The organism is Streptomyces longispororuber (genome assembly GCF_024448165.1).
GTDB classification, from domain to species: domain Bacteria; phylum Actinomycetota; class Actinomycetes; order Streptomycetales; family Streptomycetaceae; genus Streptomyces; species Streptomyces longispororuber_A.
In genome coordinates, this window is the sequence record NZ_JAMOLN010000270.1 from 1 (window position 1) to 11,594 (window position 11,594).

General features: G+C 72.5%; 12 protein-coding genes. 7 read left to right on the forward strand and 5 right to left on the reverse strand.

The window, feature by feature from the left end:
- The 3 genes from M4J07_RS42890 to M4J07_RS42900 all read right to left on the reverse strand — a co-directional run.
- Positions 1–647 (reverse strand): ROK family transcriptional regulator (locus tag M4J07_RS42890; RefSeq protein WP_255981793.1); only part of this gene is annotated, 647 nt, incomplete at its 3' end.
- A gap of 131 nt (positions 648–778) precedes the next feature.
- The gene (locus M4J07_RS42895; protein ID WP_255981795.1) at positions 779–1,438 is read right to left on the reverse strand and encodes a response regulator; all 660 of its coding nucleotides are present in this window, start codon (positions 1,436–1,438) and stop codon (positions 779–781) included.
- A gap of 14 nt (positions 1,439–1,452) precedes the next feature.
- A complete protein-coding gene (locus M4J07_RS42900; RefSeq protein ID WP_255981797.1) occupies positions 1,453–2,670 on the reverse strand; it encodes a sensor histidine kinase in 1,218 nt (405 codons plus the stop codon).
- Positions 2,671–2,778: 108 nt separating this feature from the next.
- On the opposite strand from M4J07_RS42900, the gene M4J07_RS42905 reads away from it, so the two are divergent.
- The 4 genes from M4J07_RS42905 (at position 2,779) to M4J07_RS42920 (ending at position 5,861) form a co-directional block, all read left to right on the forward strand.
- Positions 2,779–3,708 carry an ATP-binding cassette domain-containing protein gene (locus M4J07_RS42905; RefSeq protein WP_255981799.1) on the forward strand — a complete coding sequence of 310 codons (930 nt, stop codon included), beginning with the start codon at positions 2,779–2,781 and terminating at the stop codon, positions 3,706–3,708.
- Positions 3,705–4,439, forward strand: a complete 735-nt coding sequence (locus M4J07_RS42910; protein WP_255981801.1) for an ABC transporter permease — start codon at positions 3,705–3,707, stop codon at positions 4,437–4,439. Before M4J07_RS42905 ends, M4J07_RS42910 begins: the two co-directional genes overlap by 4 nt.
- 45 nt (positions 4,440–4,484) lie before the next feature.
- Positions 4,485–4,904, forward strand: coding sequence for a hypothetical protein (locus M4J07_RS42915; protein WP_255981803.1), 420 nt, complete (start codon positions 4,485–4,487; stop codon positions 4,902–4,904).
- A gap of 150 nt (positions 4,905–5,054) precedes the next feature.
- On the forward strand, positions 5,055–5,861 hold the full coding sequence (locus tag M4J07_RS42920) for an SAM-dependent methyltransferase (protein ID WP_255981805.1): 807 nt from the start codon (positions 5,055–5,057) through the stop codon (positions 5,859–5,861).
- A 3-nt stretch (positions 5,862–5,864) separates the two neighbouring features.
- Here M4J07_RS42920 and mug read toward each other — a convergent pair whose 3' ends face one another.
- Both mug and purB read right to left on the reverse strand, forming a co-directional pair.
- Positions 5,865–6,416, reverse strand: a complete 552-nt coding sequence (mug, locus tag M4J07_RS42925) for a G/U mismatch-specific DNA glycosylase (protein ID WP_255981815.1) — start codon at positions 6,414–6,416, stop codon at positions 5,865–5,867.
- Positions 6,413–7,894, reverse strand: a complete 1,482-nt coding sequence (gene purB, locus M4J07_RS42930; protein WP_255981807.1) for an adenylosuccinate lyase — start codon at positions 7,892–7,894, stop codon at positions 6,413–6,415. The genes mug and purB overlap by 4 nt, the downstream gene beginning before the upstream one ends.
- A 150-nt stretch (positions 7,895–8,044) precedes the next feature.
- On the opposite strand from purB, the gene M4J07_RS42935 reads away from it, so the two are divergent.
- From M4J07_RS42935 to M4J07_RS42945, 3 genes are read left to right on the forward strand one after another with little or no spacing between them, the layout of a single operon-like run.
- Positions 8,045–8,905 carry an alpha/beta fold hydrolase gene (locus tag M4J07_RS42935; RefSeq protein ID WP_255981809.1) on the forward strand — a complete coding sequence of 287 codons (861 nt, stop codon included), beginning with the start codon at positions 8,045–8,047 and terminating at the stop codon, positions 8,903–8,905.
- Positions 8,906–8,945: 40 nt separating this feature from the next.
- On the forward strand, positions 8,946–10,652 hold the full coding sequence (gene mhpA, locus M4J07_RS42940) for a bifunctional 3-(3-hydroxy-phenyl)propionate/3-hydroxycinnamic acid hydroxylase MhpA (RefSeq protein ID WP_255981811.1): 1,707 nt from the start codon (positions 8,946–8,948) through the stop codon (positions 10,650–10,652).
- The gene (locus M4J07_RS42945; RefSeq protein WP_255981813.1) at positions 10,649–11,593 is read left to right on the forward strand and encodes a 3-carboxyethylcatechol 2,3-dioxygenase; all 945 of its coding nucleotides are present in this window, start codon (positions 10,649–10,651) and stop codon (positions 11,591–11,593) included. Before mhpA ends, M4J07_RS42945 begins: the two co-directional genes overlap by 4 nt.
- The last annotated feature ends 1 nt before the right edge of the window (position 11,594 follow it).

Genomic DNA, 11,594 nt, shown 5'->3' on the forward strand with positions numbered 1-11,594 from the left:
ATGTCGTCCGAGTCGACCGCGGCGCCCTTCCAGTGCTCGGCCACGGCCGCCGTGTTCGCGTCGTTCTCCACGAGCACCGGGCACTTGAACGAACGCCGCAGCCGTTCGCCGAGCGGCAGCCCGGTCCACCCGGGCAGCGCCGTACCGAGCCGCACCGTCCCGTCCGCGTCGACGATGCCGGGGCTGGCCACACCGACCGCGCGCAGCGATCCACGGGGCACCCCCGCCCGGCGCAGCAGATCGGCGACGGCACCGCGGCCCCGCTCGATGCGCTCCTCCGCCGAAGCGGTCTCGTCGACGTCCTTGGACGCCGAACCGACGATCCTGCCGTCCAGTGCCGAGAGCACCGCGGCCACCCGGTGCGCCCCGATCTCCAGGCCGAGCAGATGACCTGCCTCGGCCCGGAAGCGGAACTTCCGGGCGGGCCGTCCCTGCCGCCGTGCGCCCGGCTCCTCGACCGTGGTCTCCATGACGAGCCCGGCCTCGATGAGCCCCTCGACGACCCCTTCGACGGTCGGCCGCGACAGGCCGGTCACCCGGGTGATCTCCGTGAGCGTCGCGAAATCCGTGGCGCGCAACGCGTGCAGCACCACCGCGGAGTTGATCCGCCTGAGCAGAGAGGGATCCCCGCCGGTCAGCTGCCCCAACGTCCGTCCTCCCAGCAGTTGCGCGTGTTCGCCGGATGGTACTCGCAGAGGACCGCGGCGGCGAGAGCCGGGTGCACTTCTGCGGCCCCTTCCGCTCACCCGGGCAGGGCGCGAAACGGACGGAACGGGCCTCAGCCCGGCGCGACGAAACCGGATTCGTAGGCGGCGATCACCGCTTGGGTCCGGTCGCGCGCCCCCAGCTTGGCCAGCACGGCGCTCACATGCGATTTCACGGTCTCGGTGCCGACGACGAGATCCGCGGCGATCTCCGCGTTCGACAGGCCGCGCGCCATCAGCCGCAGCACCGCACCCTCGCGCTCGGTCAGTGCCGCCCGCTCCATCGCCGCACGCGCCGGGGCGGTGCCGTACTCGGCGGCCAGTTTGCGCACAGCGGCCGGAAAGAGGAGGGACTCGCCCGCCGCGACGAGCCGTACGGCGTGCACGATCTCGGCGGGCCTGGCCCGCTTCAGGAGGAAGCCGTCGGCCCCCGCGCGCAGCGCCCCGTAGACGTACTCGTCGTTCTCGAACGTGGTGATCACCAGGATCTTCGGCGGATCCTCGACCGAGCGCAGCACCGCGCGCGTGGCCTCGATCCCGTCGAGCAGCGGCATGCGTACGTCCATGGCGATCACGTCGGGCCGCAGTTCGCGCACCAGCGGAACGACCGCGGCGCCGTCCGCCGCCTCGCCCACCACCTCGATGTCGGGCTGCGCCGCCAGGACGGCGCGCAGTCCCGCGCGGACCAGGGGTTCGTCGTCGACGAGGAGAACGGTGACAGAGGTGACAGACACGCGGTCAGCGTAGATCAGCCCACCGGGAGTTCGACGTGCACCTGCCACTCGTCGCCGACGGGACCCGTCCGGGCCCGGCCGCCGAGAAGCGCCGCCCGCTCCCGCACCCCGCGCAGCCCGCTCCCCGTGCCCCCGGCGCCGGACGCGGCACCGGTGGACAGCGGATTGCGCACCTCCAGGACCAGCCGGCCGTCCGCGACCGCGAGCGACACCCGGACCGGCACGGTCCCGGAGTGCCGCAGCACGTTGGTGAGCGCCTCCTGGAGGATCCGGTACCCCTCCCGCGAGACCGGGCCCGGCACCGTCTCCAGCGGGCCGCACACCTCCGCGTCCACCTTCGCCCCCGAGGCCCGCGCCGAGTCGAGCAGCCGGTCCGCCTCCTGCAGCGTCGGACGGCGGCTCGCCGGCCGCTCCGCCTCCCGCAGCACCACGAGGACCCGCTCCAGGTCCTCCAGGGCCGCCCTGCCGGTCTCCTCGATGGCATCCAACGCCCGCTCCGTGAACGCCGGATCACCCGCCGCCCGTGCCGCACCCGCCTGCACCACCGCGACGGTGAGCGCGTGGCCGATCGAGTCGTGCAGCTCCCGCGCGATCCGATTGCGCTCGAGGAGCTGCTCGGTGCGCTCCTCCAGGGCGGCGAGCCGCTCGGCGGACGACGGGCCGAGCAGTGTGCGGGCGACCCGCGCCATCGCCCAGCCCGCGCCCACCACGACGTACAGCAGGACGAACAGCGTCACGGGGATCAGCAGCCCGTACCACCAGCCGGTGCCCGGCAGAGTGACCACCGACGCGGAGTGCGTCGCGGTCCCGGCGGCCGCCGCGGTCATGTCCAGGACCAGGGCCATCACCTGCCCCGACAGCAGGGCCACGGTCAGCCCGAGCAGCAGGCGCACGACGAGCCACGCCGACGTCCTGCCCCGGTCGCGCCACGAAGCGGACGGCGCCACCGAGACGTCGCTCTCCGCACCGTGCCCCGCCACGCGCGCGTGCCCGCCGGGAAACAGCATCAACCGTGCCTGGAGACCCTCCGCGCGCCGCACGAGCGGAACCAGACCCGCCAGCGCGAGCAGCGGAACCGGGACCAGGTACACAAGAGCCCAGTCCCGCAGCGTGGGTCGGCTGAGGCCGGGGTACACCGCCGCGCACACGAAGGCGAACGCGCCGGCGCACAGCAGGTGCAGCCAGCGGGTGTACGTCACGGTCCGCGTCAGCGGCCTCAGGAAGCGGGGCATGCGGTCATCGTGCCAGCCGCCGAGGTCCCGGCGGTTCCCCCGTGCGGGGGAGAGGATCTCCACCGGCGGGGGAGGCCCGCCACCCCCGATACCCGCGAGGCTGACGTCATGACCAGCATCGACGTCCAGGACCTCACCAAGGAGTACGGCACGACGCGCGCCGTGGACCGGCTGACCTTCAGCGTCGGACCGGGCCGCGTCACCGGCTTCCTCGGCCCGAACGGCGCCGGAAAGTCCACCACCATGCGCCTCGCCCTCGGCCTCGACCGCCCCACCTCGGGAACCGCGCTCATCGGCGGCCGTCCGTACGCGACGTACGGCGAACCGCTGCGCGTGGTGGGCGCACTGCTCGACCCGCAGGCCGCCCACGGAGCGCGCACCGCACACGCACACCTCGCGGCGCTCGCCGCCGGCAACCGCATCCCCCGGCGCCGCGTCGACGAGGTGCTGGAGCAGACGGGGATCGCCGCGGTCGCACGGCGTCGCGTCAAGACGTTCTCGCTCGGCATGCGGCAGCGTCTCGGCATCGCGGCGGCGCTGCTCGGCGACCCCGAGGTGGTCATGCTGGACGAGCCGTCCAACGGGCTCGACCCCGAAGGCATCATCTGGATCAGGGAGTTGATGCGCGACCTGGCGCGCGCCGGTCGCACCGTCCTCGTCTCCAGCCACCTCATGAACGAGACCGCTACCTTCGCCGACCACCTCGTCGTCCTGGGCCGCGGGCGGCTGCTCGCCGACACCCCGATGCCGGACTTCATCGCCGCGCACACCGCCCGCCGCGCCCACGTCCGCACCACCGACCCCGGCCGGCTGCGCGCCGCACTCACGCGCGCGGGTCACCAGGTCGCCGTCGCCGACGACGGCCGCTGCACCGTCGACGGCGCCACCGCGGCCGAGGTGGGCGCGCTCGCCGCCGCCGACGGCATCCCCGTCCTCGAACTGGCCGACGAGCAGGCCTCGTTGGAGCAGGCCTACCTCGCCCTGACCGCGAACGAGGCCGAGTTCGCCGCCACTCCCCTCCAGGAGGCCCGACCGTGAGCACCACCGCCGTACTGCACTCCGAGTGGATCAAGATCAGGTCGCTGCGCGGCAGCTTCGGCTCGCTGCTCGCGGTCTTCGCGGCCACCCTCGCCGTCACCGTCCTGGCCTTCGCCACCATCGGCCAGGCCGAGGCCGAGGACAGCGAGGACCTCCTCCTCGGCGCCTTCTACGCCCTCAACTTCGGTCAGATCGCGGCGCTCGCCTTCGGCGCCACCGCCGTCTCCTGCGAGTTCCTCAACGGGGCCCTGCGCGTCTCCCTGTCCGCCGTGCCGCGGCGCGGCCTGTTCTACGCGGCCAAGATCGCCGTCGTCGGCGGCTGCGCCTTCGTCGTCGGCACGCTCACGACGTTCGCGGCGTTCCTCGCCGGGCAGGCGTTCATGGGGTCCTACGCGCTGGGCCTCGGCGACCCGGGGGCCGTCCGGGCCTGCTTCGGCGGCGGTGTGTACCTCGCGCTGATGGCGCTGTTCGCGGCAGGTCTGACGGCCGTCCTGCGCAGCGCCGTCGCCGTGTTGAGCATCCTCGTCCCGTTCCTGCTCATCGTGTCGTTCGTCATCGGCGACGTGGCGGGCTCGGCCGCCGACTTCCTGCCCGACCGGGCCGGGCAGCAGGTCCTGCGGCAGCACGCCGTGGGGTCGCTCGGCCCCTGGGCGGGGCTCGCCGTGACCGCGCTGTGGACCGCCGCCGCCGTGCTCGCCGGGTGGTGGGCGGTCCGGCGCAGGGACGCCTGACCGGGAAGCGGCCCGTTGTCAGTGGCGGGGGTTTTACTGGGATCCATGAACACCGCGGAGCAGCTCGCGACGATCGATCTGCTGTGGGCCGGCCCGTTCCCCGACGTCCACGGCAGGTCGGACGCGGGCTGGAGCGGACCCGGTTACGTGATGGCCGAGCTGGCGGAGCGCGATGGGGTGCGCGATCTCGCGGAGGCCAGGGCGGACGCCGACCGGGACGCGCTCTCGGCCCTGCTCGCCGCCCGCTGGGGACCCCCGGACCAGCTCAGTCTGTGGAGCATGAACACGCGGGCGCTGGAGTTCGGCGAGGAGATACCCGAGCCCTGGGGATGGCTCAGCGCCTGCGCCCAGGAGATCCACCTGTGGAGCGTCGGCGAGCGCTGGGTGGCGCTCGCCGTGTCCCGGCAGGGCGACGGCGAGCCGTACCAGCTCCTCGCCGTGATCACCGACATCGCCCCTCCGTAGTCCCCGCACGGGACACAAGTCCCCGCACAGGACACACGTGCGGAACTCCCGTGCCACCATGGGATCTTGAGCCCGGCCACAGCCGCCACCGCGGCCGTGTTCCACCACCACCGCACATCGCACCGCACCGCACCGCACGAAGGAGAGCACATGAGCGACGACAGCGCGCAGCAGCCGGGGGAGCGGATCGCCAGCCACATCGCGCACAACGCCCGTGTGTGGAACTACTGGCTGGGCGGCAAGGACCACTACGAGGTGGACGAGCAGGTCGGCGACATGGTCACGTCCATGTACCCGAGCATCGGCGAGGTCGCCCGCGCCGACCGCGCCTTCCTGGGCCGGGCCGTCACGTTCCTGGCGGGCGAGGCGGGCATCCGCCAGTTCCTCGACATCGGCACGGGCCTGCCGACCGTGGAGAACACGCACGAGGTCGCCCAGCGCATCGCGCCCGACTCCCGCATCGTGTACGTCGACAACGACCCGATCGTGCTCACCCACGCGCGCGCCCTGCTCACGAGCTCCGCCGAGGGCGCCACCAGCTACGTGGACGCCGACGCCCACGACCCGCGGGCCATCGTCGAGGCCGCGTCCGACACGCTCGACTTCGACCGGCCCGTCGCGGTCATGCTCCTGGGCATCCTGAACTTCGTGCTCGACACCGAAGAGGCCACGTCCATCGTGCGCCGTCTGGTGGACGCGGTCCCGTCCGGCAGTTACGTCGTCCTCACCCACCCCACGCTGGAGCTGGGCGGCGAGGGCAACGCGGACGCGATGAAGTTCTGGAACGAGAACGCGACGCCCCCGATCACCGCCCGCTCCGGCGCCGACGTGAAGGCGTTCCTCGACGGACTGGAGCTCGTCGAGCCGGGCCTCGTCTCCTGCGCGCGGTGGCGCACCGACGGCACGGAAGAGGGCCCGCTGGTGGCCCAGTTCGGGGTCGTCGCCCGTAAGCCGTAGCGCCTAGGCCGGGTCGGCGGAGGCGTCGCGCAGCCGTGCGTACTCCTCCGCCATGGCCGCCGTCGACCAGTGGGCGTTCAGCCCGCTGGGATTGGGCAGCGCCCACACCCGCGAACCGCCGATGGTGCGCTCCTGCGGCCCGATCCTTGCCCGGGGCTCGCCGAAGGCCGACCGGTACGCGGTCACGCCCACCACGGCGAGCCAGGCCGGCTTCAGCCGTGCGACCTTCTCCGTCAGGAGCCGGCCGCCCTCGCGGTACTCCGCCGGGCTCAGCTCGTCGGCGCGCGCCGTGGTCCGCGCGACGACGTTGGTGATGCCGAGCCCGTACGACAGCAGCTCCTCCTGCTCGGACGGCTTCAGCTGCCGGGGCGTGAAGCCGGACAGGTGCAGTACCGGCCAGAAGCGGTTGCCGGGCCGGGCGAAGTGGTGACCCGTCGCCGCACTCATCAGACCCGGATTGATCCCGCAGAACAGGACCCGCAGGCCGTCGCCGGCGACGTCCGGGAGCTGGAGACCGCGAGCGGCCTCCAGCTCCTCGGGGGTGAGCCGCGTCAGAGGATCGCCCCCGGCGTGTAGCCGGCGGCCTCCGGGTGCTGCTTCACGATCTCGTCGACCCGCGCGACGATCTGGCCCACCTGGCCGGCGGCCGCGCCGGTGAACGACAGCTTGTCCGCCATCAGTTCGTCGAGCTGCGCACGGTCCAGCGGGATGCGGGAGTCGGCGGCCAGCTTGTCGAGCAGCTCGTTGCGCTCGGCGCCCTGCTCGCGCATCGCGAGGGCCGAGGCCACCGCGTTCTCCTTGATGGCCTCGTGGGCCTCCTCGCGGCCGACGCCCGCGCGCACCGAGGCCATGAGCACCTTCGTCGTGGCGAGGAACGGCAGGTAGCGGTCCAGCTCACGGGCGACGACGGCGGGGAACGCGCCGAACTCGTCGAGCACCGTCAGGAACGTCTCCAGCAGACCGTCCAGCGCGAAGAACGCGTCCGGCAGCGCGACCCGGCGCACCACCGAGCAGGACACGTCGCCCTCGTTCCACTGGTCGCCCGCCAGCTCGCCGGTCATCGACGCGTAGCCGCGCAGGATGACCATGAGGCCGTTGACGCGCTCGCAGGAGCGGGTGTTCATCTTGTGCGGCATCGCCGACGAGCCGACCTGGCCCGGCTTGAAGCCCTCGGTGACCAGCTCGTGACCGGCCATCAGACGGATCGTCTTGGCCAGCGAGGAGGGGGCCGCGGCGAGCTGCACGAGCGCGGTGACGACCTCGTAGTCGAGGGAGCGCGGGTAGACCTGGCCGACCGAGGTGAAGGCCTGGGCGAAGCCCAGGTGCCCGGCGATCCGGTCCTCCAGGTCGGCGAGCTTCGCGGCGTCGCCGCCGAGCAGGTCGAGCATGTCCTGGGCGGTGCCGACCGGGCCCTTGATGCCGCGCAGCGGGTAGCGGCCGAGCAGTTCCTCGACCCGGCCGTACGCGACGAGCAGCTCGTCGGTGGCGGTCGCGAAGCGCTTGCCCAGGGTGGTGGCCTGCGCGGCGACGTTGTGGGAGCGGCCCGCCATGACCAGCTCGCCGTACTCGCCGGCCAGCTTGCCCAGGCGCGCGAGGACGGCGACGGAGCGGTCCCGGATCAGCTCGAGGGAGAGCCGGATCTGGAGCTGCTCGACGTTCTCCGTCAGGTCGCGGGACGTCATGCCCTTGTGGACCTGCTCGTGCCCGGCGAGCGCGTTGAACTCCTCGATGCGGGCCTTCACGTCGTGCCGCGTGACCTTCTCGCGCTCGGCGATGGAGGCCAGGTCGACCTGGTCGAGCACCCGCTCGTAGTCGGCGATCGCGGCGTCCGGCACCTCGATCCCGAGGTCCTTCTGGGCCTTCAGCACGGCGAGCCAGAGCTGTCGCTCCAGCTTCACCTTCTCCTCCGGCGACCAGAGGGTGGCGAGCTCGGCGGAGGCATAGCGTCCGGCGAGAACGTTCGGGATACGGGGCTTGGCAGGCGCAGTCACGTGTACGGAGTTTACCGGGCGTCCGTACAGGCTCCGAACCATCAGCCAGATGTAGGAACCTACAGGTCACGGGCCGTTTGTCCGCGCCGCCCGCCCACCCTTGACAATCCCCTGCCCTGGGCGTTGCATACAAGGCGTTGTGCAACTATCGGTTGGTTGCGTGCAGATAACGCACGAGAGTGAGTTCAGGTCATGACCGTCACCAAGGAATCCGCAGCCCGTGACATCACGCTTCCGTCGGGCCTGCGCCTGCGCTACTACGAGGCCGGGGAGCGCGGTGGCGTCCCCGTCGTCCTGCTGCACGGCTCGGGTCCCGGCGCGACCGGCTGGTCGAACTTCTCCGGGAACCTGGGCGCGATCGCCGCCGCCGGATTCCACGTCCTCGCACCCGACATGCCGGGCTGGGGCGACTCCGACGCCCAGGCGACCAAGGACATGGACCACGACACGACGCTCACGGAGTTCCTCGACGCCCTCGGGATCGGGACGGCGGCCCTCGTCGGGAACTCGATGGGCGCCCACACCGCGATCCGCTTCGCCACGCTGCACCCCGAACGCCTCAGCCACCTGGTGACCATGGGCGCCTCGCTCGGCCGCGGTCCGGCCACCCTCTTCGGCGCGGGCGACGGGCCGAGCGAAGGCCTGAAGGTGCTCGTCAGGGCGTACAAGGACGCCAGCCCGGAGAACATGCGGGCGCTCGTCGAGATCATGACGTACGACAAGGAGCGCTTCGCGACCCCGGAGCTCACCCGAGCCCGTTCGGAGGCCGCGCTCAGCCGTCCCGACCACCTCGCCAACTACGTCGAGGGGCTCGCGCACGGCGCCCCCATCCCGGTCCGGGTCGACCGCGACAGGATCCCCGGCATCACGGCGCCGACCCTGCTCGTCCACGGCAAGGACGACCGGGTCCTGCCCTACGAGATCAGCCTGTGGCTGCTGGCGAGCATCCCGGACGCCCGGCTCGTGCTGCTCAACCGCTGCGGCCACTGGGCGATGATCGAGCACGCCGCCGAGTTCAACCGCCTCGTCGTCGACTTCCTGTCGCACAACTGACTCGACCGACACGACCACCGAACTCGATCGGACGCAGAACATGACCACCCTCGACACCGACGTCGTTGTCATCGGAGCCGGTCCCGTCGGCCTCACCCTCGCCAATCTGATCGGCGTGCGCGGCCACCGGGCCACCGTCCTGGAGAGCCGCGACCGGCTCATCGACTACCCCCGCGGCGTCGGACTCGACGACGAATCGATCCGCACGCTGAGCACGGCAGGACTGTGGGAGAAGGTCCGGCCCTACACCGTCGCGCACCACGTGGTGCGCCTGGTCAACGGCAAGGGGCGGGTCCTCGCCACCAACGACCCGCGGACCCAGGAGTTCGGCCACGCGCGCAAGCACGGCTTCATCCAGCCGCTGGTCGACAGGGAACTCGCCGCGGGCCTCGACCGGTTCCCCGGCACCGAACTGCGCTTCGGCCACCGGGTGGTGGGCCTGGAGGACCGCGGCGACCACGTCGCGGTCACCGCCGAGCGGCTCGACGCCGACGGCACGGCCACCGGCACCGTCACCCTCACCGCCGCGTACGCCGTCGGCTGCGAGGGCGGCAGCTCCTTCACCCGCAAGTGGATGGGCGTGCCGTTCGAGGGCAAGTCGCCCTCCACCCGCTGGGTGGTCGTCGACGTCGAGAACGACCCGATCGGCACCCCGTCCGTCTACCTCGGCGCCGACACCCGCCGCCCGTACGTGTCCATCGGCCTGCCGCAGGGCATCCGCCGCTGGGAGTTCATGCTGCACGACGACGAGCCCACCGAACGGGTCGACGACCCCGCCTTCATGCACTCCCTGCTGGAGCGGCACGTCCCCGACCCGGCGGCGCTCACGGTCATCAACCAGCGCACCTTCACCCACCACGGCCGGGTGGCCGCCTCCTTCCGCAAGGGACGCGTCCTCATCGCGGGCGACGCCGCCCACCTGATGCCGGTCTGGCTCGGCCAGGGCTGGAACTCGGGCATCCGCGACGCCACCAACCTGGCGTGGAAGCTCACGTCCGTGCTCGACGGCAGCGCCGACGCGGCCCTTCTCGACACCTACACCGAGGAGCGCCGCCAGCACGCCGCCGACATGATCGACGTGAACATGGCGGCCGGCGCGATCATGAAGATGGGCCGCTTCGGCGGCGGGCTGCGCGACGCCTGTGCCGCCGTGCTCAATCTCGTACCGCGGTGGCAGTCGTACTTCACCGACCTGCGGTTCAAGCCCATGCCGCGCTACGCCGAAGGCGTCGTCGTCGACCAGGCGACCCTCGCGCCGGGCACCGCGCGGGCCGGGTTCAAACGCGGCCGGCTCGCGCCGTTCACCGACTCCGCCGGTGAACTCTCCCCGGTGGGGCTGCAGTTCATCCAGCCGCGCGTCAGCACGGCGGACGCCACGGACGTCCTGCTCGACGAGGTCACCGGCGACTGGTGGACCCTCGCCACCTGGGGCACCGACCCGACGGCCTTCCTGTCAGCGGCCGACCTCGCGCTCGTCCGGCGCCACCGCATCGCCCTGGTCTCCTTCGTGCCCGAGACCCAGCGCGCCTGGGCCGAGCAGCGCCACGCCGGCTCACCCGCGCCGGTCACGGTGGTCGGCGACAGCACCGGAGCGCTCAAGAACTGGTTCGACACCCGCGCCTGCGGTCTGGTCGTCCTGCGCCCCGACCGCTTCGTCGCGGCCGCCTCGCTGACCGTGCAGGCCCCGCGGACCCTCGCCGCCGTCCTCGCGGCCGGATCCCTCACCACGGACGGAGTCCCGGCATGACCCTCGCCCTCGTCACCATGTCGCACAGCCCGCTGCTGGAGTACGCCGATCCGCCCGCCGAGGTGGCCGACGCGGTCCAGGGCGCCTTCGACACCGTGCGGAACTTCGTGACGGAGTACGACCCCACCCTGGTCGTCTCCTTCGCGCCCGACCACTACAACGGCTTCTTCCACGACCTGATGCCACCGTTCTGCATCGGCTTCGACGCCGTGGGCGTCGGCGACTACGGCACCACCGAAGGGCCGCTGAGCGTGCCGGGCGAGCGCGCCGAGGAGCTCGCGCAGTGGGTGGCCGAGCGGGACATCGACGTGGCCGTCTCCCGCCGCATGGAGGTCGACCACGGCGCCGTCCAGCCGCTGGAGATCCTCTTCGGCGGCATCGACACCGTCCCCACCGTGCCGGTCTTCGTCAACGGCGTCGCCAGGCCCTTCGTGACGATGCGCCGCGTGCGCCGGCTCGGCGAAGCGATCGGCTCCTACCTCGCGACGCTCCCGGACGAACGCGTCCTCGTCGTCGGATCCGGCGGACTCTCCCACGACCCGCCCGTGCCCCAGTGGGCCACCGCCGACGACACCGCCCGTGCCCTGCTCCTCAACGGGCGTCACCCCACGGCCGCCGCCCGCGACGCGCGCCAGCAGCGGGTCATCGACACGGCGAAGGCCTTCGCGGCGGGCACGGCCGACATCCGCGACCTCAACCCCGAGTGGGACCGGAACCTGATGGCGGTGCTCGCCTCCGGAGACCTGTCGCCGATCGACGCGATGACCGCCGACCGGATGGCGAAGGACGCGGGGAACTCCGCGCACGAGGTCCGCACCTGGGTCGCCGCCTTCGCGGCGCTCGGCGCGGCGGGCCCGTACGACGTGGCGTACTCGTTCTACCGGCCGATCCCGGAGTACATCGCCGGCTTCGGCGTGATGGCGGCCCGCACCACCCGGTGAC